Annotated in this window: 19 protein-coding genes; 10 read left to right on the top strand and 9 right to left on the bottom strand. The window is 38.5% G+C overall.

Annotated elements, in window-relative coordinates; translation table 11 throughout:
• Window positions 1-50 precede the first annotated feature (50 nt).
• The 10 genes from Q0N70_RS03480 (at window position 51) to Q0N70_RS03435 (ending at window position 6,227) form a co-directional block, all read left to right on the top strand.
• Window positions 51-935, top strand: coding sequence for a helix-turn-helix transcriptional regulator (locus tag Q0N70_RS03480; RefSeq protein ID WP_294013888.1), 885 nt, complete (start codon window positions 51-53; stop codon window positions 933-935).
• On the top strand, window positions 932-1,654 hold the full coding sequence (locus tag Q0N70_RS03475) for an ABC transporter ATP-binding protein (RefSeq protein WP_294013887.1): 723 nt from the start codon (window positions 932-934) through the stop codon (window positions 1,652-1,654). Before Q0N70_RS03480 ends, Q0N70_RS03475 begins: the two co-directional genes overlap by 4 nt.
• On the top strand, window positions 1,651-2,391 hold the full coding sequence (locus Q0N70_RS03470; protein WP_294013886.1) for an ABC transporter permease: 741 nt from the start codon (window positions 1,651-1,653) through the stop codon (window positions 2,389-2,391). The genes Q0N70_RS03475 and Q0N70_RS03470 overlap by 4 nt, the downstream gene beginning before the upstream one ends.
• 61 nt (window positions 2,392-2,452) lie before the next feature.
• Complete coding sequence (locus Q0N70_RS03465) at window positions 2,453-2,908, top strand: GNAT family N-acetyltransferase (protein WP_294013885.1); 456 nt, start codon at window positions 2,453-2,455, stop codon at window positions 2,906-2,908.
• Window positions 2,909-2,933: 25 nt separating this feature from the next.
• Entirely contained in the window at window positions 2,934-3,368 is a 435-nt protein-coding gene (locus Q0N70_RS03460) for an NUDIX domain-containing protein (RefSeq protein ID WP_294013884.1), read from the top strand.
• A gap of 35 nt (window positions 3,369-3,403) precedes the next feature.
• Window positions 3,404-3,841 carry a GNAT family N-acetyltransferase gene (locus tag Q0N70_RS03455; protein WP_294013883.1) on the top strand — a complete coding sequence of 146 codons (438 nt, stop codon included), beginning with the start codon at window positions 3,404-3,406 and terminating at the stop codon, window positions 3,839-3,841.
• Between the two features lie 56 nt (window positions 3,842-3,897).
• Window positions 3,898-4,350, top strand: a complete 453-nt coding sequence (locus Q0N70_RS03450; protein WP_294013882.1) for a GNAT family N-acetyltransferase — start codon at window positions 3,898-3,900, stop codon at window positions 4,348-4,350.
• Between the two features lie 151 nt (window positions 4,351-4,501).
• Complete coding sequence (locus Q0N70_RS03445; RefSeq protein ID WP_294013881.1) at window positions 4,502-4,939, top strand: MarR family transcriptional regulator; 438 nt, start codon at window positions 4,502-4,504, stop codon at window positions 4,937-4,939.
• Between the two features lie 10 nt (window positions 4,940-4,949).
• Window positions 4,950-5,387 carry a pyridoxamine 5'-phosphate oxidase family protein gene (locus tag Q0N70_RS03440; protein ID WP_294013880.1) on the top strand — a complete coding sequence of 146 codons (438 nt, stop codon included), beginning with the start codon at window positions 4,950-4,952 and terminating at the stop codon, window positions 5,385-5,387.
• Window positions 5,388-5,540: 153 nt separating this feature from the next.
• Window positions 5,541-6,227, top strand: coding sequence for an aspartate/glutamate racemase family protein (locus Q0N70_RS03435; RefSeq protein WP_294013879.1), 687 nt, complete (start codon window positions 5,541-5,543; stop codon window positions 6,225-6,227).
• Window positions 6,228-6,295: 68 nt separating this feature from the next.
• On the opposite strand, the gene Q0N70_RS03430 is transcribed toward Q0N70_RS03435, so the two are convergent.
• From Q0N70_RS03430 to Q0N70_RS03390, 9 genes are read right to left on the bottom strand one after another with little or no spacing between them, the layout of a single operon-like run.
• Window positions 6,296-11,731, bottom strand: a complete 5,436-nt coding sequence (locus tag Q0N70_RS03430; RefSeq protein ID WP_294013878.1) for a hypothetical protein — start codon at window positions 11,729-11,731, stop codon at window positions 6,296-6,298.
• A gap of 41 nt (window positions 11,732-11,772) precedes the next feature.
• Window positions 11,773-12,444 carry an HAD family hydrolase gene (locus tag Q0N70_RS03425; protein ID WP_273351901.1) on the bottom strand — a complete coding sequence of 224 codons (672 nt, stop codon included), beginning with the start codon at window positions 12,442-12,444 and terminating at the stop codon, window positions 11,773-11,775.
• Between the two features lie 23 nt (window positions 12,445-12,467).
• Window positions 12,468-13,469 (bottom strand): hypothetical protein, encoded by a 1,002-nt coding sequence (locus Q0N70_RS03420; RefSeq protein ID WP_294013877.1) that lies wholly within the window; start codon window positions 13,467-13,469, stop codon window positions 12,468-12,470.
• The gene (locus Q0N70_RS03415; RefSeq protein WP_294013876.1) at window positions 13,466-13,876 is read right to left on the bottom strand and encodes a biopolymer transporter ExbD; all 411 of its coding nucleotides are present in this window, start codon (window positions 13,874-13,876) and stop codon (window positions 13,466-13,468) included. The genes Q0N70_RS03420 and Q0N70_RS03415 overlap by 4 nt, the downstream gene beginning before the upstream one ends.
• A 1-nt stretch (window position 13,877) precedes the next feature.
• Window positions 13,878-14,492 (bottom strand): MotA/TolQ/ExbB proton channel family protein, encoded by a 615-nt coding sequence (locus Q0N70_RS03410; RefSeq protein ID WP_294013875.1) that lies wholly within the window; start codon window positions 14,490-14,492, stop codon window positions 13,878-13,880.
• Window positions 14,493-14,530: 38 nt separating this feature from the next.
• Window positions 14,531-16,168 (bottom strand): hypothetical protein, encoded by a 1,638-nt coding sequence (locus Q0N70_RS03405; protein WP_294013874.1) that lies wholly within the window; start codon window positions 16,166-16,168, stop codon window positions 14,531-14,533.
• Between the two features lie 18 nt (window positions 16,169-16,186).
• The gene (locus tag Q0N70_RS03400; protein WP_294013873.1) at window positions 16,187-19,072 is read right to left on the bottom strand and encodes a tetratricopeptide repeat protein; all 2,886 of its coding nucleotides are present in this window, start codon (window positions 19,070-19,072) and stop codon (window positions 16,187-16,189) included.
• Window positions 19,059-20,444, bottom strand: coding sequence for a hypothetical protein (locus Q0N70_RS03395; protein ID WP_294013872.1), 1,386 nt, complete (start codon window positions 20,442-20,444; stop codon window positions 19,059-19,061). Before Q0N70_RS03395 ends, Q0N70_RS03400 begins: the two co-directional genes overlap by 14 nt.
• Window positions 20,445-20,483: 39 nt before the next feature.
• A complete protein-coding gene (locus tag Q0N70_RS03390) occupies window positions 20,484-25,058 on the bottom strand; it encodes a 2-hydroxyacyl-CoA dehydratase (RefSeq protein WP_294013871.1) in 4,575 nt (1,524 codons plus the stop codon).
• Window positions 25,059-25,134: the final 76 nt, after the last annotated feature.

Below are 25,134 nucleotides of genomic sequence, written 5' to 3'. Positions count from 1 at the left end.
TCCAAGGCTCTAGTTTTACGTAGTAACGCGGAGTTTTATAAGGAAAAAGAATGAAGGAACAGATTTTGGCTGTCCAGCGGATGCAGGATTATATCGAAAAGAACAATGCGGAAGAAATCAGCTTGTCGGATTTGGCACGCGCGTCGCTGTTTTCTCCCTGGCATTCTTACCGACTGTTCCGGGCAGCTCTTGGACTTACGCCGACGGAATATATCCGAAAATACCGGCTAACGCAGGCGGCAAAGCAGCTTCAAAGCGGAAATGTCAAGGTCATCGATGCGGCATTCGATGCAGGCTTTTCCAATGTGGACACTTTTACGCGGGCGTTTTACCGGGAATTCGGCTTGAATCCGAGCGATTACATGAAAAGTCCAGTTCCTATCCGATTCTTCATTCCTTATGGCGCAAAATACCGTGAATTACGAAAGGAGAACATCGACGTGTCCAACATTCAACCGATTTTCATTCAGGTCGTCAAAAAGCCGGAACGCCTGTGCATTATCAAACGCGGCAAGCGGGCAGAAGATTATTTTCCATACTGCGAGGAAGTCAGCTGCGACGTTTGGGGAATTCTTATGAGCATGAAGTCGCTCTGCGGAGAACCTGTCTCAATGTGGCTGCCTGAAAAGTACAAAAAGCCCGAAACATCAACCTACGTTCAGGGCGTGGAAGTCGAAACCGGCTATATGGGAATGATTCCCGAAGGCTTCGACACAATTCACCTGCTGGAAGCGGAATATCTGATGTTCCAAGGTCAGCCATTCCGCGAAGAAGATTACTGCGAGGCAATCCGCACTGTTCAGGCGGCAATGGACAGCTACAATCCGTCCGTCATCGGCTACCAGTGGGATGACGAAAATCCGCGGATTCAGCTCGAACCACGGGGCGAGCGCGGCTACATCGAACTGCGGGCAATTAAGAGGATTAAAAAATGAGCGAGGCAATTTTTGTTGAAGGACTAACGAAAAAATATGGAGAGAAAACCGTTGTAAATCACTTGAACCTTTCGGTTAAAACCGGAACTGTGTTCGGACTTTTGGGCGCAAACGGAGCCGGAAAAAGCACAACGATTGAATGTATGCTCGGCACAAAGCAGGCGGACAGCGGAACAGTCCGTCTTTTGGGACAAGACCCGAAAAAATGCCGCCGCGAGCTTTTCCAGAAAATCGGCGTTCAGTTTCAGGAAGGCGACTATCATAAAGAAATCAAGGTCTGTGAACTTTGCGAGGAGACAGCAAGCCTTTACCGCAACCCAGCTGACTGGCGCACGCTTTGCAATCAGTTCGGAATCGGAGACAAGGAAAATGCTGCGGTCAAAAGTCTTTCGGGCGGAGAGCGTCAGCGGCTTTTCATCGTGCTGGCACTGATTGGGCAGCCACAGCTTGTTTTTCTTGACGAACTTACAACCGGACTTGACGCAAAGGCACGGCGTGGCGTGTGGAAAACTCTTGAATCGCTTAAAGAACAGGGGCTTACGATTTTTCTGACATCGCACTTTATGGATGAAGTTGAGGCGTTGTGCGATGAAATCTGCATCCTGAAAAAAGGCACAGCCGTTTTCCGCGGAACTGTTGAACAGGCAAAGGCGAAGTGCGGCTTTGAACATTTTGAGGATGCATACTTAAAACTTTCAGACGAGGAGGCGGACGAATGAAACGATTTTTTACTTTTTTGAAAACCGAGCTTAAGCTCAGCCTGCGGGACATGAACATGGTGATTTTCGCCGTAATCATGCCGCTTGTAATATTCATAATTTTCGGCATTATATATGGAAGAAAACCAGCTTACGACGGCGCGGATTATACGTTTTTGGAGCAGTCTTTCGGAGCGGTCGGCGCAATTGCAATCTGCGCAGGCGGACTGATGGGACTGCCGCTGGCGGTTTCGGGCTTACGTGAGATGAAAATTCTCAAGCGTCTGCGTGTTACGCCTGTCAGCCCGGTGTTCATTCTGGGCGTGGAACTTGCGATGTATGTTGTCTACTGCGCCGTGTCCCTTGCAACGCTCTCGGTTGTCGCACTTTTGTGGGGCGTGAAACTGCACGGCTCGATTTTGGCTTTTCTTGCAAGCTGGGCGCTTACCATGCTCTCGACCCTTTCCATCGGTATGCTGGTGGGCGGCGTGGCAAAAGACACCAAGCAGGCTAGCGTCATTGCGTGTGTCCTCTATTTTCCGATGCTCGTCTTTTCTGGCACGACGCTTCCCCTTGAAGTCATGCCGAAAACAATGCAGAATATCGTCAGCTTTTTTCCACTGACGCAGGGAATAACGATGATGAAGAACACATTTCTCGGAATCGTAACAGCTGGCATTCTGTTGCCGGTCTGCGTAATGGTTGGAGTTGGCGCACTCTGCACAGTCCTTTCCGCCTGCTTCTTCCGCTGGGAATAAAGCGGTTTTGTCCAAGACTTTTTTTGAAAACTCAAACCGTAAGTTGCACAAAGGAAAAATCATGAAAATAGAATATCGACAAGCAACTCCACAAGACGCAGAACTTCTAGTTCAAATTTACAACGCCGCGTTTTACAGCGACTATATAAAATACGGCGAATGTCCGGGCTATGGCAAAACAAAAGAAATGATGGAAGATTCAATACGAAAATATCCAAAGTTTGTAATTTTGTGCGATGGCAAACCTGTCGGCTGTATTTCCTGCAAGGAGCTTGAAGAAAACGTTTATGAAATCGGCAACTTGTGCATCATCCCGGAGTTTCAGGGAAAAGGCTTGGGCACGCAGGCAATTCAGTTTGTAAAAACCTTCTATAAAAACTGGAAGAAATTCACTTTGGTAACGCCCATCGACAAAACTGAAAACGTAAAGTTCTACACGCAAAAATGCGGATTCAAAATCGTTTCCACAGAAAAAGACGGCAACGTTGAGCTTGCAAGATTTGTTCTGGAAAGATAAAGTTGGATTTTGCAACGGAGAAAAAATGCTTGAAGTAAAATTTTATGATAATGCGGATGACAGCTTGTTGAAATTCGCAGTGATTATTTCAAAGTCAAATGGAAAATGGGTGTTCTGCAAACACAAAGAAAGGGAAACTTATGAAGTTCCCGGCGGACATCGCGAAAAAGGCGAATCAATTTTAGAAGCCGCAAAACGCGAGCTGAAAGAAGAAACTGGAGCCGTAGATTTTACAATCAAGCCAGTCTGCGCATATTCCGTAAAAGGCAAAACAAGAGTAAACAAAAACGCAGATGATGAAACTTTCGGAATGTTGTTCGTCGCCGACATTCACTCCTTTGAAGAAATCCGCAGCGAAATAGAAAAAATAATTCTTACAGATGAACTGATTGACAACTGGACATATCCCTTGATTCAGCCTAAATTAATCCAAGAAGCGCAAAAAAGAGGATTTGTATAAATTCTCCCTGACTTTTTACGGAAGGAGGCGAAAAATTGGTTCGGGAAATTTTTGAAAATGAGCTGAACGAGCTTTTGGAATTGTATCTGCACCTGCACGAGGATTCTGTTCCGGCGATGTCGGAGCATTTGAGCAAAACTTGGAAAACCATCGTTCAGGACAAAAATCATCACATCATCATAAATGTTGTAGACGGAAAAATCGTTTCTTCATGTGTGTGCGTTGTCATTCCGAACCTAACAAGAAACGTGCGCCCCTACGCCTTTATCGAAAACGTCGTCACGCACAAAGATTACCGCGCAAAAGGCTACGCGACCGAATGTCTCGACTACGCAAGGCAAATCGCCAAAACCGAAAACTGCTACAAAATGATGCTCCTCACCGGCTCAAAAAAGGAATCCACCAAAAAATTCTATGAGCGCGCCGGCTACAACAGCAGCGACAAAACCGCATTTATTCAGTGGCTTGAGTAGCAGCTTTAAAATTATACAAAAAAAAGATTCAAAGATTTTTATCAGGAGAGTCCAAAATGCCAATAGAATACAGACGGCTTACAGAAAATGAGCTGGACACTTTTATCGAAATGAGAATAAATCAACTTCGGGAAGAAGGCTCGAAGGAAAACATTGATTTGCGGCCTGCACTAAAAGATTACTATCTCCGCCATCTTGTGGACGGAACTTTTGTCTCCTGGCTTGCGTTTGACGGAGAAAAAATTGTGGGAACAAGCGGAATGTCTTTCGTGGAAAAACCGCCGTATTTCGCCTGCCCAAGCGGAAGAATCGGACTGCTTTCAAGCATGTTCACAAATACGGATTACCGAAGAAAAGGAATTGCAAAGGAACTTTTAAGCCGCGTCGTAAAAGAAGCAAAAGACTTCGGCTGCGGAACAGTTCAGATAACGGCATCCGACATGGGCGTAAAACTGTACACAGATTTCGGTTTTGTACATAACGAAAATTTCATGCAGTACAAGCTGTAAAATCGGGCAAACAAAATACGTCAAAAACTTTTTGAAAATTTTCTTGCCACACTACCCTTCAATTTTTCGCACATCGCAGACTTTTATCTTGACAAATAGTTCTATATAGTACTATACTCTATCATATAATCCCAAACAGAAGGAAATCAGATTGCTAAAGAAAACGAACGGAGGGTTTTACATCAGCAAGATAAAGCAGATTCAGGGGCGTATTTTTGAGCGGCTTCTGGATGAGCAGGGAATTGCGGAATTCAACGGAGCGCAGGGAAGAATTCTTTTTGTGCTCTGGGAAAACGACGACATTCCAATCAGGGAACTTTCGGAAAAAACAGGGCTTGCAAAGACGACACTCACCGGAATGCTCGACCGGCTTGAGTCGCAGGAACTTGCGGTGCGCACGTATAGCGCGGAGGACAGGCGGACGGTCAGAATCAGGCTGACTCAGAAGGCAAGAAAATTGCGGAAAAAGTACGACAAAGTTTCCGAGCAGATGAACAGAATTTTTTACAGGGGATTTTCAGATGAGGAAATTTTCAGCTTTGAATCGGCTCTTGGGAAAGTGCTTGAGAATCTTAATAATTATTTATAGGAGGATAATAATGAACAAAGAAAAAGTCAGAGAGGAAATCATCTCTCTCAGAAAAGGCGCGAATGTCGCCTACGTCGGCTCAGTGAACGGAGAGGGATTTCCGCAGATCAAGGGAATGCTTGTTCTCGAAAATGAAAGCATGAAGGTTCAGTATTTTTCAACGAACACAAGCTCACGGAGAGTCGCTCAGTTCAGGGCGAATCCAAAAGCCTGCGTTTACTACGTTGACGACACCAAGGACAAATACAAGGGCGCGCTCTTCACCGGCACAATCGAAGTCTGCACCGACCATGAAACAAAAGCAATGCTCTGGCGCGACGGATTTGAAATGTACTACCCGAAAGGCGTGGACGATCCAGACTACTGCGTCTACCGCTTCACAGCAAAAACCGTAAACTACTACCACGGACTTTCAAACATGACGCTTTCGATTGAAGAGGTGGAGTGATACGTCATTATCATAGTTATCATAATGATGTAAAAAAAATTAACTTATATAAAAACAATCAGCAGAATCTTTCTGTTGATTGTTTTTTCTTTTTAATGTAAATTTCATAAAAAAATAACATTTGTTACAAAAATATTTTATCAGGAGATTAAGTTGAAAACAATCGGACTTATCGGCGGAATGAGTTGGGAAAGCACAATTCCATATTACAAAATAATAAATGAAGAAATCAAAACGAAACTCGGCGGTTTTCATTCTGCAAAAATAATTCTTTACAGCGTTGACTTTGACGAAATCGAAAAATGCCAGTCAAGCGGAAATTGGGAGAAAAGTGCTTTAATACTTGGTGATGCCGCAAAAAAACTTGAGATGGCGGGAGCAAATTTTATTTTAATCTGCACAAACACAATGCACAAAGTTTGCACGCAGATTCAATCAATGGTAAAAATTCCTGTGATTCACATTGCCGATGCAACAGTTTCCGAACTAAAAAAGAAGAAAATTTTCAATGCCGGACTTCTAGGAACAAAATATACACTGACTCAAAACTTTTATAAACAACGCTTAATTGAACAGGGAATAAATGTCATTGTTCCAAACGAAGAAGATATTGAGCAAATCAACAAAATTATTTTTAATGAACTCTGCCTTGGAAAAATAGAAGAATGCTCTAAAAAGAAAATGATTGAAATAATGACGCGCTTGAAAAACAAAGGAGCCGCTGGAATAATTCTTGGTTGCACAGAAATAGGCTTGCTTGTAAAACAAAATGATTTTGAACTTCCGCTATTTGACACAACAGAAATTCATGCAAAATGCGCAGTAGAATTAGCTCTTTAAATTTTTAAAAGAAATTTTCCGATTAAGTCGGGGCAAAAAAGTCCGCAATAATCATTGCGGACTTTTTTCTATTCATCAGTTCCCATCTCAAGAATAAGATTTACTATATTTTCTTCAATCTTCAAACGCTTTGCAATTTCAGCATTTTTCCATCCGTCTTTTTTCAGCTTAATAACATTCGATTTTAGCTGCGGAGTAATATTTGAACCAGTTACAGCAGATGGCTTGCTTCCAACTTCCTTCGCTGTAATATCATGAAGAAGTTTCAACTTGCTATCAGCATCAGAATAAAGTTTTTGCAGCCTGACTTCTGTGTTAAGAATTCCATCACGCGAATCTTTGATTTTCGCAATACGTTCTTCCGCATCATCAATCAAACTTTGCAAAGAAGTTATTTTATCAACGGCATCATTAATTTTTCCGCTGTTCTTCATAATCTTATCAATATGGTTTTGCATTGACTTGATTTCATCCGGCAGAGAATTAACTTTGCCTGAGCATTCTTCAAGACGTTTTTCAAGCTGTGAAATATTTTCAAAAGACCTGTCAACTTCTTCTGCGACACGATCGTAAGTTTCTTTTTTATTTTCTATCCGCTCAAGTTTTGACTGAACATTTGAAATGCTGTCCTGAAATTTTCCAACCTTTGCCTGCATATTTAAAATATCATCGCTCATAGAAGTGAGTTCCTGAATCTTTGAATCCATGCCACTGCTCAAATTCATAAGCGTATTGAATTTATATTCAATGCTGTCCAAACGAGATTTATCCGAGCTATACGCATTCAAACGTGAATTAACATCATCGCCGAACTTTTCAAGACGCTTCGCCTGAGCAGACAAGTCATTTAATTTTTCTTCAAAATTTTTCACTGCTGAAATTTTTTTGTTTAAATCATCAATAGAAGTTTCAAGCTGTTTTTTCAAAATATCTGCTTTGTCAAAGACCGCCGTTTCAGTTTTGAAAGTTCCAATGCTTTTGTTGATTTCATCAATTTGGAACTGAAGCTTATTCGCCTCCTCGCCGATTTTATCAAAGGCATTGTTGTAAACACGCATATATTCGTCAGTCTGCTTGTCAAATCTGCTTTTGAGTTCCTTGCTTTTTTTGTCAGCATAATCTTCCTGGTCAGCCGTTGATTTCTTTACATTTGCAAGCATATTTTCATATTGCTCACGGAAATCAGCAAGAGCCGCCTTGGACTTTTTATCGTAATCATCAAGAACATCTGTAGCTTTATTTGCCGCAACAGAAAAATCTTTTTGCAAGTCATTTATTTTTTGATCATTTGTATCGGCAAGAAGCTTGAGCTGATCTTCAATTTGCTGCGAGGCATCCTCGTATTTTCCTTTAAGACTGTTTTTCCAAGCTGTAAATTCCTGCACAGCCGCATCGATTGTTGCCGACTGAGATTCCTGCTTTGAAAGAAGAATCTCGCGGAAATTTTCAAACTTGGAATTCAAATCATTCTCAATTTTATCAAGCTGACCATTCATGCGCTCATTATAACTGTCAGTTTCTGTCTTTAAATATTCATCCGCATTTTCAATCGTTTTTTGAATTTCGTTTCTATACTGCTCAATAAAATCATGAATTTTCTGATTCACTGTATTAATCTGCTCCTGAATAGTTGTCTGACCGGAAAGCAACGCTGTCTGGAATTTCTTTTCCTGTTCAAGTGTTTTCTTTGTAAGTTCGGAAATTCGTTTTGCAAGAGCATCATCATATTGCTTCTCCAAAGCTGCACGTTTAACTTCATACTCAGCTGTAAAATCAGAAAACTGCGCGTCAAATTTATTTTTCCAGTCAGAAAGTTTTAGAACAACATCATCCTGACGTTTTGCAAGATCAGTTGTAAATGAATCTTCGAACACTTTGACTTTTGCGCTAAGTTTAGCAGCGGAATCTTTTTTAATTTCATCAAGTGAAGTCTGAACAGAATCCAAGTCAACTTTTAGTTTTTCATATTTTGCAACAATTGATTTTTCAAAGTCAGCCTGAGTTTTTTCCGCGCCTTCAGAAAATTTTTCAAAGTCGCCTATAACTTTTTTCTGGCTTTGATCCATAAGTTTTCTTAAAGATGATTCAAGTTTGTCAACGTCAGCTCCGGCAGTATTCAATTTTTTAAACCTATACTCCATTTCTTTTTTGTAAGCATCGAGCTGCTTGTCCAAGGCTTCAAGATATTTTGTCTGGCGGGCATCACATTCAGCGGCAACATTTTTTGTAGAGGAAAGCAAACTTCCATTAAGTTCATCAATCTGATTTTGCATTGACAAAGAAAATTCCTTGAGTTTTTCAGAATTGCTTTCATTTTCATTTTCAATTCGCTCGGAAATTTCTTTTGCATTATTTTCAATTTGCTCGTAGCGGGAAAGAATAGAAGAAAGCGTTTCGTCAATATTTTCCTTTATCGATTTTGTCTGCGCATCAAGAGAACCAAGGGAAGTTTTTATATCGGAATGCATTTCGTCCACGCGCTTTTGAACATCGCCTTTGTACTTGTCAAGATTTGCAGAACTCAAACTGCTGAATTTTTCATAAGCATCGTTTTCATCTTTTTCTGCTTTTTCAAGTATAGAAGAAAATATTCCGTTGTATTTTTTTTCAAGTTCAGAAGACTGATTTTCAACAGAATTCTGCAAAGCTTCCAATTTTTCAGAATTAACTTTCACATCCTGCTTTAACGCCAATGTAATTTCATTTACATTTTCTGTTGCTCTTGAAATCTGTTCTTGAACTTTTTCAATTGCAGTTTTCGCATCTAAAACAAGGCTGTCAGTTTTTTCTTCAATCTGCTTTTGCGCATCTTCAACATAAGCAAGAGCGTTTCCAGAAACTTCATCCGTTTTTGTAGAAATTATTTTCTGGACATCTTCAAAACGACTCTTTGCATCTACAATCGCATCTTCTGAAAGAGACTGAATTTCATTTGTGCGCCGATTAATAAGTTCCTGCAAATCGCGGGTTTTGTTTTCAAGCTCTTCTTTTAAAGAGTTAGTATTCTGCTCAATTTTTTGCGTGTACTCAGAAGTTGTGGACTTATACTGCTCCATCGCTCCGTAAGTTTGAGTTTCAACATTATTTTCAAGATCAGCAAGTTTCTTTTCAATTTCCTGAGCACGTTCATGAATTTGACGTTCAAGAGCCTCTGTTCGTTCCGCAAGTTCTTTGCGCAAAACAACAGTTCTATCTTCAATATCCTGCGTATAACTTGAAGTCGTCGTTTTGTATTTTTCAATGGCTTGCGCTGTCTGATTTTTTACATCTTCTGTAAGATTTGAAAGTTTTCTGCGGACATCATCTTCAAGTCCGTCTGTGCGGTTTTTAATTTCAGTGGAAATTGAAAGAGCCTTGTTATTTATGTCTTCAAGTTTCTTTTTAAATATGCTGTCAATCGAATCAAACTTATCAATTAAACTTGTATTAAGTGCTGCTGTTTTCTGGCGGATTTCATTTTCAATTTTTGAAATAGAATTTTCAAATGAAGTGTTTGAAGCTCCTGTTTTTTGTTTTATTTTTGCATTAAGCTCATCAACATTTTTATCCAAATCAGCATCAAGGGAACGCATTTTTTCCTTGAGTTTTGAATCCAAATTTGAAGACTTTTCATTGAACAAAGCAATAAGCGCCTGGGATTTTTTCTTCATTTCGGATTCTGCATTTTCATTATTTAAATCCAAAGATTCTTTCAGCTTCTTTGTTTTTAAATCATAGTTTTCTTCAAGCTCTCGTGTTTTATCTTCAAAAAACTGAATAACGTTACGGCTTTTATCTGCAAAGGTCGAATCCATGGAAGAACATTTTTCCTCATAAGATTTTGAAAGATCCTTCATTTTTTCTTCAATATTCGAGAACATATCGGAGTAGCTTTGCTCTAAAGAATTTTCAAGGTCAGAAGTTTTTGAGTTGTATTCAGTTTCAAGGGAAGCCACGTTAGTTTTGAAAAACTCTTCCAACCGTGAAGTTTTTTCTTCCAACTGAGAATCAAGTGAAGAAATTTCAGAATTGAGCCGCTCCGAAAAATCAGAAATATTCGACTCAAGTTCAGAAGAGAAAATATCAGATTTTTGTTTCACATTGTCTTCAAAGACTGAAGTCTTGTCCTCAAAAATTTTCGCTTGCTTTGTGAAAGTTTCAAGCAAGGAAGAAAATTTATTTTCCAATTCATTTTGAAGAGAATCAGCGCGCTCTTTATAACCGGCTTCAATAGAATTTGAAGTTTCATTGAAATAAGATTCAATCTGTGAAAGTTTTTCTGAAAATTTATTTTGAATGCCTGACGATGACTGCTCAAGTTTTTCTTCAATTTCAGAAATTCTTCCAGAACATTCGTCTTCAATCCTTGAAGTAGAATTTTCAACAATGTCAGAAAGTTCTTTTATTTTGTCAGCAAACTCACTTTCAAAAGTTCCTGCGGATTCATTTATTTTATCTTCAAGCGCACCAGTTTTTTCAGCAAGAGAATTATCAAGACCAGCAACGGCATCTTCCAAACGTGAATCAAAGTTTTCAGAACTTTCTTTTAAGTCCTGCTCAAGCGATTCAATTTTTTCAGTCCAAGTGCCGGTAAGAACATTTGTACGCGCGTCAATCATTTCTGAAATGCGTTGTGTGCGCTCATTGAATTTTTCTTCAATTGCGGAAGTCTGCTCTTTCAAAGAATCACTGAATATTTTTGTTTTATCATCGAGGCTTTTTTGCGTTTCAGAAATTCTTGAATCAATAATCGCAGTGATTTGTTTTGTCTGAGCTTCAACTTCATCAAGACAAGCGGAAGTTCTTTTTTGAGATTCATCTTTGAGTTTTGCAAACGACTCGTCTTCAAGCCGCTTTGCATTTTCAATCGCCTTGGAATATGCCTGACGGATGTCGTCTTCAATTTTTTCCATAATAGCCTGATTTTGCTTTATGGCTTTTTCTGTTGTCGCATCAATTTCCGAAGCGCGCTGCTCATACTGATTCAGCAAATCAGAACCAATCGTCTTGAGCTGCTCAGAATTTTTTACAGAGAATTGTTTTGTAACATCAGAAACTTTTTTCTCTACAGCTTCAAGAATTTGATTTTGGCGGGAAAGCCTGGAATTTACTTTGTCCACAACAAGGGCTTCTTTTTTTACAGAATCAAGATTTTGTTCAACTGCGGCTGTCATTTCCATAAGATTCTGCAAAACTTTATCATAAGCTTCAATTTTATTTTTTATGTTCTCAATATTCTGAACAGGATTTTCAAAATTTTCTGTAGTCTGGCGGCACTCGTCAATCTGCATCTGCATTCTTTTTATCGCAGCCTTAACTTGAATATCTTTTGTGTCCAAATCGTTTGCAAGAAGTTTTATGGATTCCGTCTGCTTTTCAAAATACTCATCAAATTCAGCCTGACGCTGGTTTGCATAGCGTTTGACTTTTTCCATTGAATTTTCATTTTTACCAGTCTGCTGAATAACAACAGAAACAATCGCAGACAAAACTACCGCAATGACAATTCCTAATATAGTAATCACTTTTTATTTCCCGCCCAAATTTATTTAAAAAGAAGTTTTATCTATTTTAACACAATTTTTTCAAGCTGACGATAATTTTTAAATGAAATATCAGCCTCTGGAAGTTTTATTCCAAACATCCGGCGAAAACCAGTTAAAATATATGCGCTTTTCATTTTTGCATTGTTTGCACCAAGAACATCGTATTTTTTGCTGTTTCCCACATAAAGAATTTTTTCCGGCGGAACATCAAGTTTTCTGCTCAAAATTCCAAAAGAATAAACAGAAGGTTTTAAAGCTCCCGATTCTTCTGAGCCAATGCAAACATCGCAAAGTTCTTTTATTCCCCAAATATCGCCTTTTTGTGACGGCGGAAAATCAGAAAGAATTCCGATTTTTAATCCGGCAGATTTCATGTTTTTTATACATTCGTAAGCATGACTGTACGGTTTTATCTTTTTGAAAAATTTTTTTATTCCTTCATAGCAAACATCATTTATGATTTTTTTTGATTCAGCAACAGGAAATTTTGTTTCCTCCGCAAAAAGCCTTGCCTGAAATTCATAAAAATCAGACAGCGGCGCAGTCCTATGAAGAATCTTGCGGATTTTATTATAATGAAGATAAAACTTTAAATGCTTGATCACATACAGCGGCATAAGAAGATAAAGTCTCCAAGACGGATAAAGAGTTCCGTCAATATCAAATGCGACTGCTTCTATTCCTTCGAACATACATTTCAATTATATAAAAATAATTATCGAATCTCAAGCGTATAATCAAAAGAAGCCGTTCCGTCCAGTCCGGAAGATTCCTCGGAAAATCTCCAAAGTTGAATTTGTTCTTTTATTTCAGCCTGAATCTGCAGAGGCAAAAGCGATGACGGTAGTATGGAAATTCCTGTTACAGGAACAGTTCCGTCCGCACGAACTTTAAAACGGACAATTACTTTTTTTGTTTCATCAACAAGTTTTGCATTTTCTTCTGAAATAAATATAACAGGATTTTTTGGATACAAAAGCTCTCTTGATTTTCCGTCTGACATTTTTATAGAAAGTTTTCCGCCTGAATTTTGAGAAGCAACAGATGTCTTGCTTTTTATATTTCCAGAAACAGATGAAGAAAAAGTATTTTTAATATTAGCCAAAGAACTTTTTGTCTCTTCTGAAACATCTGCATTTCCACTTCTAGCCGATTCGGAAGAAGATGAAACTCCAGAAGTTTTTTCAGCCGAACTTTTTGCAGCAGTTCCTTCAACTGAACTTTTTACAGAAGATTTATTTTGCGCTTCGGAAATATTTTTGCTTTGCACAGTTTGCGAATCGTCAAAAAAACCTTCATTCCATTCAGCAGTTTTTTTTGCAGAAGAATTGTTTTCCGCCATAAGCTGCTCAACGCTTTTTTTAATTTTTGGCTCTTCAAAAGTTTTTTGTTTTTCAGAAGAAACAGGCAATCCATTTTTTACAATTTTATTTTTTTGAGAACTTGATTTTTCTTCAGGAATTTTCTTTGGCTCAACAGGTTTTATTTTTTCAACATCTTTAGAACTTTGATTTTCTGAAGGAAGATTTTTTTTCTGCAAAGTAGTTTCTGGAAGAGATTTTTTTTCAACAGGAGGAGACGCAAGGTTTATCGTCAAGGCTTGAAATTTTTTCTGCGGTTTAAATTTTACAGCAAGAGAAAAAATTAAAAAAGCCGCAAAGAAAAATGCAGTAAATGCAAAAGCAATTGCATTTCCGCGCCGTTCAAGACTTGTCATTTTTTTCCGCTTGTCCTTAAACTTACAGAAGCAAAACCGCTCATTCTGATTATATCGAAAAGCTCAACAATTTTTCCATTTCTTACATTTTCATCAGCTGAAATTAAAATAGGAAAATTTTTGCGCTCAATTTCTTTTGTGTCAAACTTCGAAAGCAAATCCGACAATTCTTTTTCAGAAACTTTTTCGTCGTTAAACCAAAGTTTTCCGTTCTCCTCTACTGAAATTGTTATGCCGCTTGATTCCGCTTCGGACGAAGTGGAACTTTTTGGCAAATTAACATTTATTGCAGGAAACAAATTAAATGTTGTTGAAACTAAAAAAAATAAAATGAGCTGAAAAATAACATCTAGCATCGGAGACAAATCAACTACCGGCTTTGTTTTTTTGCGCACGGAAACTTTCATTTCAAGCCTCGACCTTTTTTGTAAGACGGAACAAAACAGAAGTAACAGTTTGCTCCATTCTCGTAATGCTATGGTTAACTTGCGAATTAAAATAGCTGCTAAAAACAATCGCAGGAATTGCAACAACAAGTCCGGCAACAGTAGTAACTAAGGCTTCAGCAATCGCGCCGGCAAGCAAAGCAGGGTCGCCCATTGTTCCGCCATTTCCAAGCACACCAAAAGCCTTGATATTTCCTGTAACAGTTCCAAGCAAGCCAAGCAAAGTTGAAACATTTGAAATCGTACTCAACGCAGAAAGATTGTGTTCAAATTCAGGAACAGCAAGATCCAGCTTTGACTGAACAAATTCCTTTAAATCACGTTCCGAAAAATTTCTATGCTCAATCGCACTCTTTACAACTTTTGCGCAAGGAGTATCTGCAAGAACACAAACCGATTCCGCAGTCTGAAAATCATTTTTTAAAATGCAATTTTCAATATCACTGCTGAATTTTTCATCACGCTTCTTTATTGAAAAAAAATAATGAAACCGCTCAACAATAATAAACACAGCAACCAATCCGCAAGCAATAATCGGAATCATAACAATTCCGCCACTCTTTAAAACCTCAAACATTTTTAGCTCCTATAAAAAATCGAAATAAAAATTTCAACTTAAAAATAAAATTTTGCAAACAAAGATGCGCATCCTGCACGAACAAAATAATCAGTTTCCATAAAGTTTCTGTCTTTTACGGCAAACAATTTTATAGCGTCAGAAAGTTCAAATGAAAGTTTTATTGATTCTTTTACATTGTAATAAATTTCACCGCCAAGCAAAGGACATTTGTCAGAAGACGAATCTATATCTTCCTGCAAAGAAACTGAAAAGCCCCAAGATTTTTCTTTTGAATCAAATGAAATGGAAGTTGAAATATAATTTTTAAATTCATCAGCCGGAACATGAATCCAATGCGATTTCCATCCTGCGCTCAAAGTAAAAACATTCCACAAATAAGAAAGTCCTGAATCAGTAGAAAAAAGAGTTCTGTCTGATGAAACTATTTCAAAAATTCCAGAATCTGTTTCAGAATCATAAGCAGATTCCCAAATTCCGTTTTCAAAAGCTGTTTTTCTAAATTCTGCGGAAGAATAAATTGAAGCAAATTTTGAAACAGGAACAGAAATTTTCGCATTTGCGAACCAATCAGAAGTTTCAGAAGGCAAAGAAACAAGCTGCGAAAATTTGTATTTATTTTCAAGTTCTGAAACTGAATTTAAATATGTATCAAGACCGCCGCGAACTTCAAAAGAAAAACTATTTTTCAAAGGAGAATCTTTTCCTGCAAAAGAAATTCCTACATCAAAAAATGGAATTGAATTTTCCGTTCCCATTTCAGTTCCGCCAGCAACTCCTCCCGATGCCGAAATTTCAAGAAAATCATTTTTCCATCCAGCAGATGCAGAAGCTTCCGCTCTAAAAATATTTTCAATTTCAACAGAATCAAATTTTCCAGCCAGAGTGCCATAATCAAGTTTGCCATTCAAATCAAAAAAGAAATTTTTTCCGCTCCATGAAAAATTTAACTTTTGATTTAAATATACAACGTCAATATTTTTTTCTTGTTTCAAAAAATCATTTTCGCCATCAGCAATTCCAGCATATCGGTTATACCAAGAGCCGCCTGTTTTAGATTCAAATCCAAATCCATGCGAAAAATTTTTTCTTACAGAAAAATTTCCAAAAGCTTCTTGAGAATTCAAATCATAAAAAAACGGACTTACTGACTGAAGACCAGTTTCATTTTTTTTGTATTCGCCGCCAATTACAAAATCGGTGTTTTTTGCAGTAATAGTTTTTTCAGCGAAAAGCCTTGTACTGCTGTTGAAAAATCCATCTCCAGCCTTGTGCTTTCCGTATCCATTTTTGCTAAAATGTGAAAATTCAATTTTAAACGGATTTTCTCCAATGGATTTATAAACAGAAAAATCTCCGATAAAATCTCCCGGAAATCCACCGCCAACAAGTCCTTGCGCAAAAATTGTCTTTGCCTCCCCAAAAGAAAAATCAGCAATTGGCTCTTCATCAAAGCTAATATTTTCTTCCGAAAAAACAGGAAGCGAAGAATCATCTTTTTTATCAACTGGAATAATTTTAGAAAAATCAGGAACCGCTTCATTTCCGGCTGTAACAATTTCACCAGAAACAGTCGTCGTTATATCTGGCAAAGTTACATTTTCAGTTTGTGAAAACAGAGGCGCAGAAAAAAAAGCAACACAAAAAAAATAAAATATATTCTTAACAATTTTCATTTTAACTTTCACTTGCTCCTAATTATTTTTTATAAATTTCTGAACAGCGGATTTGTAACTGCTTTCCGGATAAAGTTCCAGCAAAGTTTTTGCAGAGTTCTCAGAATCAGCATAAAGTTTTGCAGCGTCAAAAGATTCAGCAGCCCCGTAGATTGATTTTTGCGCAAGCTCGTCGTTTCCAGATTTTCTAGCAAACTCGGCGCAGGTCAAAAATCTTTGCGCGGCTTCTTTATTTTTATTTTGAAATCTCAAATATCTTGCGCAGACAAACGCAGTTCTTGCAGCGTAAGAACTTTCCAAAGTCTGATTTTTTTCAGATGATTGAATTTTAAAAAGTGATTCCGCAAGCTCAAAAGCATTTTTTTTGGACTGCTCAGTTTGCATTAAAAATTCCGCAAGCTCAGTTCCTGCTATTCTTCCTTCCAAGGTTGAAGTTTTAGAATTTTCAGTATAACGTTTTTCAAGAAATGCAAGTTCTGAATTTTCTCCAGAAATCAAATTCTTCAAGAAACTGATTTTTTGTTCCGCAGTTTTTCTTTGTTCTTCGGAATCAGCAATTGAAAGAATTGCATTTTGCTGCTCAAGCGCGTCTTCATACTTTTTCTGCTCTTCAAAAATTTCTGAAAGATTTTTTCTGGCATTATAAATGAAAGTGCTTTTCGGAAAATTTTCCACAAGAATTTTATATTGCAAAACAGACTTTTCATTTTGATTCAGTTTTCTATATGAATCAGCTGAATAATAATACGAAGCATCAATAAATTTTCCTTTAGGAAATTTTTTTTGATATTCAGAAAAACGCATTGATGCCATTTCATAATTTTTTGAATTGTAATACAAGTCCGCACGTCTAAAAGAACTTTCATCCGCAAAAGGAGAGTTGTAAAATTTATTTTGTATTTCAGAAAAAATTTTATCAGCTTCAGAAATTTTTCCAATACGCGAATTCAAAAGCGCAATTTGATAACGGCAACGAATAGAAAATTCGGAGGAATCTTTTGCATAAGGCTCAAGAAATTTTATAGCGTCCTGATATTTTTCCGCATCAGAATAAATCGAAGCGCAAAGCAAAACTGCATTTTCTTTTTCTTTCTGCGATGAAGAAAAATTCAAGGCTTTCTTTGCCTGAACAATTGCATTTTCAAAATCAAAATTCTTGAGCGCGGAATTTGCAGACACAATGCAAGATGAATAGCACAAAGAGCTTTCTGGATATTTTTCAGAAAAATTTTTAAGAGCGTTAAAAGCTTCCGAAGTTTTTTCCATTTTGTACAAAGAATATCCGTAATAGAATTCCGCAAATGAAATTTTAGGGGACTTTGAATTTTCTGCAATGAACTTAGAAAATCCTGCTGAAGAATTTTTCCAGTCCTGCATATTGAACGAAGCCAAAGCAGAAATGTAAACTGCGTCATAAACAGAAGAAGAGTCCGCAACCTTTTTACATTCGCTCATATTTCCAAGTGAAAAAAGTATTTTTGCGTAGTCATATTTTTGCTCATTATTCAAGTGGGACTTTTCAAAAAAATCTTTATAAATTTTTTCAGCAGACTCAAGGCTTCCATTTTCAGCAAGACATCTTGCATATAAAATTTTCTGCGCAAAAAAATATTTGCTTTCTATTTCAGCATTTTCTTTTGACTTTTCTATAAGAGAAATTGCCTGCTTTGATTTTCCTGTTGAATAAAGTCCCAAGCAGTAATAATAGAAAGATTTTTGCTTAAGCTGTTTTTTTTCTGGCAAACTTTTTTCATAAGCATTTTTTGCATGAACAAGAGAATTTTCAAAATCTCCCAAAGCCGCATATTGCTGCGCATAAGCAAGTTCATATTCCGCGTAATATTTTTTATCAAAATTTTCTGATGAATAATAATCAAGAATTGCGATTTTATCTTCAGAAGCAAGTTCAGCTTTATAAAGTCCTATCAACGATGAATATTTTTTTTCTGAATCAGATTCTTCCGCACTTGAAAAATATTTTTGCGCGGAATCAAAATCATTTTTTTCAAAAGAGTCAATTCCAAGCCGAATCCAGAATTCTGACAAAAGAGAATTTTCACCTGACAATGCAAATTTCGCTTTTTCAATCAGCACTGGAAAATCTTTTTCAGAAACATAATACGCTTTTTGCAAAGCCCAAGCAGACAAAGGAAGTTCCGCATTTAAAGCAATTTTTTCATAGCAAGCAAACGCTTCTTTTTTTCGTCCAAGTTTTTCAAAAGAGTTTCCGGCGGCAAAAGAAAGATTCCAATAGCAAGAAATATTTTGCGGCGAAAGCTCTTCATATTTTTTTACAAGCTTTGAATGCTCGTTTTCATTTGTGTAGCAGTCAAAAAGAATTTCCAAGGAATTGCAAAAAATACTATTTTCATATTCATTGCTTGAAATTATTGATTCAAAAATCGGAATGCATTTTTCATATTGCCGCAAAGAATAGCTGCAAAGTCCTGCATAATAAATTGAATTTTTATAAACAAAATTTATTTCTTTGTTTTTTTTATTAAAGCCAGAAGAAATTGAAGCAACAGCATAAAAAGAATTTAACGCCGCGCTAAAATCCTGCAAAGAAAATTCTGAACGACCTTTCCAATACTGGGCAAAAATTTTTGTTTCATTGTTTTCAGAAGAAGACAATCCGTTTAAAACTTGAATCGAATCTTCAAAACGTCCAAGATAAAAAAAACTTTCGCCTTTATAAAGCAAGGCTTTTTCCAAAAATGGAGAAGAAGGAAATTCTTTTTGCAGCTGGGAAGAATATTCAACGACAGCCGGATAAGATGCGCCTGAATAAGCTGAATCAATCTTTTTAAACAAAGCGGAATCTTTTGAAAAAGAAAAGCAAGCTCCTCCAGCCACAGCAAAAAAACATAGTAATAAATTTTTTAGAACTTTATTTTTTTTCATAAGGGAAAAAAGCCTCTAACGACTTTACTCGATCAAGATGAATGTATGCATCTTTGTATTTTTCTAAAAATTTTTCCAATGAAATTTCTTTGCCCTGCTCAAAAACAAAGCAGCCGAATTTTCCATTGTTGTCAAAATAAGGAAAGAAAACAGCGCAATTATTAAAAACAAGCTCGTCAGGCTTTAAATAAGAACCTTGGCGAATTGCAGCAAGATAAAACCAAGAAGGTTCTGTTACAGCAAGAACATAAAGCACGGATTTTATTTTTTCAGCTGAATATCCTGTGTTTTTTATGTAGCCAGAGGAATTTGAAATTTTTCCGCCTGAAACTTCCGACGCAAAATAATTTTTATTCACGTCAAGTCCGGCAGATTTAAAATCAACATTTCTTCTTGAACGGACGGAATATGCTTTTGCCGCAAGATTTCTGCACCAGTCCAAAGTAAAATACAAATTCCATTCCTGCGACATTACTCCGATTTTTCCAACAGGAGCAAATTCAGCAGTCGGCTCTGTCAAATCAGAAATTGAAGTTCCAAGTCCAGTTGCAGGCTCAACAATTCCATCGATAATCCACTTTAAAAATCCTGCGCCAGACAAATAAAGTTTTTTCTCATCAAACGGAATTTCAAATCCACTTTCATCTTTTAAAACATAATCTTTGCCCGTAATAACAGATTTCAGTTTTCCTTTTGAATCGTAGCAGGCATCTTCTGCAAAAACAATTGAATCTAAATTCGACTTTACAATTCCCGCCATCATAAGAGAATCGCGGTAAAGTCCAGTTTCAACCGTAACTTTTTCCCAGGGAAGAGTTTTTTGAGTCCAGTTTTTTACATCCTGAAATCCGGCTGTATAAATACGCTCAAAAGGAACTCCAAGCGGAACTGAACGTGCAACAAAAGAGCCAAACACGCTCATGTCCACTAAAGTTTTTTGAGCTTGCGGACGGAACACAAGAAAAACATCTGAATCAGGATTAAAATGCCATTCAATGCGTAAAGGTTTGCCGCTCTTTTTTTCCCTAAAAAGAATCCAGCTTCCTGCCGCTCCTCTTGGATAAACAGCCGCACGCACAATTCTATGGCTGTCCCCGTTTATCAAATTAACATCAAGCTCTGAACGCGGAGCAACAATCACTGAAAATTCAGTTTCGTTTTCTTCCATTCGGATTTGAAAAGTTTCACCGATTCTATTTTTTCTTAAATCCTCTTTGTAATTTCTAACTTCGGAAACTGGCGCGGAAATCCAAGAATCAACTATAGTCCGCCGTATTTCCGCAGAATCTGGAATTGCAAAACTGTTGTATTCAGCAAACGCAAATCCAAAAAACAAAAAGGCAAAAGAAAAAGCTAAAATTTTTTTTTTCAAAATAAGCTCCAGTTAATTTTATAAACAATACAAAAGCCTTTAGATTACAGGCACATCTTTCATTTCAACAGGCTCTGGATCTATAAAAGCGCCTTCCGCCATTTGAATTTCAGGCTTGACAACTTTTTTATCAGGCTGATGAATCATTCCGTCCGCCTCTTCATCTGGATGCTTGCCAACAGGCGCATTGCTCAAAAGAAGCTTTAAGCGGTTCAACTGGTTAACTTCGCTTGAACCCGGATCATAGTCAATCGCGGAAATATTTGATTCAGGGTAACGGCGGCGCAATTCCTTTATCATTCCTTTTCCAGTAACGTGGTTCGGAAGACAAGCAAAAGGCTGAACACAGGCAATGCTAGGACAGCCTGAATGAATCAGCTCGACCATTTCCGCAGTAAGGAACCAGCCTTCGCCAGTAATGTTTCCAAGCTGAACGATGTCGTCAACGCCTTTCATCATGTCGTAAATCAAATTCGGCGGATCAAAGCGGTGGCTCTTTTTAAGCTGCTTTTTTATGTATCCACGGAAAAGCTCAACAGCCCAAACCATAAGCCGTGCATTTTTTTCAGTTTTTTTGTCAAACGCAAGCTGCTTGTGCCGGAAAATTCCAGTGCTGAAAGTATAGAACAAGAAGTCCGCCAAATCAGGCATAACACATTCCGCGCCTTCACTTTCAATTACATTTACAATATCGTTGTTTGCCGTCGGATGGAACTTAACAAGAATTTCACCAACAACACCGACACGTGGCTTTTTAACAGGAAGCAGAGGAAGATTGTCAAAGTCTTTTATAATTCCGCGGATAAGTTTTCTATATTTAAGCACGGAAAGAGACTTCAATGCAATTTCGCACCTTGCATTCCATTTTTCATAAAGAGCATTTGCGCTTCCAGAAACAGCTTCGTAAGGACGAGTTCTATACAAAACGCGCATAAGCAGGTCGCCAAGCATAATAGAACGAACAAGTCTTATAAGCATTCCCGGAGTATAAGTCCAACCCGGATTTTTTTCAAACCCCTGAGTGCTCATAGAAATAACTGGAATTTGGCTGAATCCTGCGTCATTCAAGGCACGGCGGATAAATCCAATGTAGTTTGTGGCACGGCAGCCGCCTCCAGTCTGCGTAATAATCAGGCTTGTATTGTTCAAGTCGAATTTTCCACTTTGAAGAGCAGCAATCATCTGGCCTGCAACAAGAATTGAAGGGTAGCAAGCGTCGTTGTTTACATATTTAAGTCCAGTTTCAACAGCCATTGGATCTACAGCGTCAAGGACAACAAAATTGTAGCCGGAATATTCCATTGCTTTTTGAAGAAGCTTAAAGTGAATCGGACTCATCTGCGGTCCAATAATCGTATGCTTCTTTTTCATTTCCTTGGTGAAAATCTGACGTTTATATGAAGCTGATTTTATAGAAAGTTTTGTTCTGTTTCTTTCGCGGGCTTTTACAGCAGCAATCAACGAGCGGATTCTAATTCTTACCGCGCCAAGATTTGAGCCTTCATCAATTTTTATGAGCGTATACATTCTGCTTTTTGACTTCATAATTTCGTCAACTTGATCAGAAGTAACGGCATCAAGTCCGCAGCCAAAAGATGTAAGCTGAACAAGCTCCAAGTTTGCCATTCCGCTTACAAAAGCTCCGGCGCGGTAAAGCCTGTTGTGATAAGTCCACTGGTCAATAATTCTTAAAGGACGCTCAATAGAACCAAGATGCGCAACAGAATCTTCCGTGAACACAGCCATGCCCAGACCATTTATCATTTCTGGAATTCCATGGTTGATTTCCGGGTCAAGGTGATACGGACGTCCTGCAAGAACAATTCCATTTGCACCGCGGCGGATTGTTTCTTCAAGAGCTTCCTCGCCTTTTTCCTGAACATCCTTTCTGAATTTTTCCTGCTCAGCCCAAGCCGCATCCACAGCTTCATTTATTTTCTGCCGGGTAAGTTTTTTAAACTTTGGAGAAAGCTCTTCAAAAAGACGCTCCTTTAAACGCTGCTTGTCATAAACAGGCAGGAACGGATTCATAAACAAAACAGAATCATCCTGACGAAGCTGCTCAACGTTATTGCGCAAAACTTCAGGGTAGCTTGTAACAATCGGACAGTTGTAGTGATTTCCAGCGCCCGGATCTTCTTTTGTTTCGTAAGGAACACACGGATAAAAAATAAATTTTATTCCCTGCTGAAGAAGGCTTTCCACATGACCGTGGGAAATTTTTCCAGGATAACAAACGCTTTCCGACGGGATTGTCTCAAGGCCTTTTTCGTAAATCGCGCGGCTAGAACGAGGCGAAAGGCGTACTCGGAATCCAAGCTTTGTAAAGAAAGTAAACCACAGCGGATAATTTTCATACATATTTAAAACGCGCGGAATTCCAACGTCGCCCATAACGGCTTCATCTGGCTTAAGCGGAATGTAATATCCAAAAAGCCGCTTGTATTTCCATTCAAAAAGATTCGGAAGATTTTTTTCAGTTTCATCTTCGGAAGGCTTGTTGCTTGCATCTACAACTGAAGTTTTTTCTTCAAGCTCCGCCCCGCGCTCGCATCTGTTTCCTGTAACAAATTTTCTTACAGCGCGTTTTTCTTCGCCTTCAGTTCCAGAAGTAGAAAATGTATTTATTGTAAGAAGGCAATTGTTAGAGCATTTTCCGCAGCGGCGAAGCTCAAGGGCAACTTTAAATGACTCAAGCTGATTCAAAGTCGCAATGCCGCTTTTTACAAATTTTGGCGTCTGGTCAGGATCGTCTGGCTTTGGACGGCGCAAATCTTCCCACTGATCCATTGCAATAAGCGCAGAACCGTAAGCTCCCATAAGCCCCGCAACATCCGGGCGATAAACATTTACACCGGCAATTTTTTCAAACGCACGAAGAACCGCATCGTTAAAGAAAGTTCCGCCTTGAACGACAACTTTTTTGCCAATGTCGCTTGCCTTGCGAAGTTTTATTACTTTAAAGAGCGCATTTTTTATTACTGAATAAGAAAGTCCCGCAGAAATATCCGCAACTTCCGCGCCTTCCTTTTGAGCTTGCTTTACACGGCTATTCATAAAAACTGTGCAGCGAGTTCCAAGGTCAACCGGCTTTTTTGCCATCAGCGCAATCTTTGAAAATTCCTGAACGCTCATTCCCATTGTGCGCGCAAAATTGTCAAGGAACGAACCGCAGCCTGCAGAGCAAGCTTCATTAAGCTGAATAGAAACAATCGCGCCGTCTTTCATTCTAAGGCACTTCATGTCCTGTCCGCCGATATCCAAAAGGAATTCAACGCCAGGAACAAAGAAATCTGCCGCACGGTAATGCGTTATAGTTTCAACTTCGCCAGCGTCAACTCCAAGTGCAGCCTGAAACAAAGCTTCGCCGTAACCAGTGGAAACAGAGCGCGCAATGTAGCATTTTTCAGGAAGAATTTTATAAAGGCTTTTCAGAACTTTTACAGCCAAGTCAACAGGATTTCCAGCATTAACATCGTAGAAACGCCACAAAATGCGTCCTTTTGTATCAATCAAAACCGCCTTTGTTGTTGTAGAGCCGGCATCAAGTCCAAGGAAAACCGGACCTTCAGTTGACTCCAAGCCTCCTGTGCTGGCTTTTTCCTGTGAATGTCGCTTATTGAATTCGTCCAGTTCTTCCTGAGTTGTAAACAACGGCTCAAGACGCTGTACTTCCTGCATTTCTGCGCCCACAAGATTTTTAAGGCTTTCCCGGAACTGTTTTATAGTAGGAAATGTTCCATTTTTGCTAGAAGGAGTTACGCATTTTATTTCCCGCTCAGCTGAATAAGCCGCTCCCGAAGCAACAAAAAGCTGGCTGTTTTCTGGAACAATTGTCTGTTCCGCCCCAAGCTTCAATGTAATTACAAATCGTTCTCTAAGCTGATCCAAAAAGTGAAGCGGTCCGCCCAAAAATGCAACGTTTCCGCGGATTGGCTTTCCGCAAGCAAGCCCCGAAATTGTCTGGCTTACAACTGCCTGAAAAATAGAAGCCGCAATATCTTCACGGCGCGCGCCTTCGTTAATTAAAGGCTGAACATCTGTCTTTGCAAAAACTCCGCAACGGGCGGCAATCGGATAAATTGTGGTTGCTCCACGGGCAAGCTCGTTCAGTCCAGAAGCGTCAGTTTCCAAAAGAGCCGCCATCTGGTCAATAAAAGCTCCAGTTCCGCCGGCGCAAGTTCCGTTCATGCGCTGTTCAACTCCGCCTTTAAAATAAGTGATTTTTGCATCTTCACCGCCAAGCTCAATTACAACATCTGTCTGCGGAATAATTTTTCTTACAGCAGTAGTAGCGGCAACAACTTCCTGAATAAACGGAATATTCAGCCACTGAGAAACTGAAAGTCCGCCAGAACCAGTAACTTTTACGCTGACAGTCTGATTTTCCTTCGCCGGAAGAACTTCTTCAAGCGAATCAAAGGCTTTATTTACAACAGTAATAATTGTATTTCTAATATCAGCCCGGTGCCGCTCATAGGCTCCGTACAAAAGCTCATCATTTTCTCCAAGCGCAACAACTTTTACCGTAGTTGAACCAACATCGATTCCCATCCTGATTGGACGGACTGCAGGAGTCAATGAAGAAATCTCACCCAAGCTATTATTTTCCATACAAAAATCACCTTTTTTATTTAAAAATAAGAATTCATATTATAATATATAGGAGAGCAATTAAAAATTCAACGTG

The sequence above is a fragment of the uncultured Treponema sp. genome, assembly GCF_945873775.1.
In the GTDB taxonomy this organism is placed as follows: Bacteria; Spirochaetota; Spirochaetia; order Treponematales; family Treponemataceae; genus Treponema_D.
This window is presented reverse-complemented; position numbering and strand designations above follow the sequence as displayed.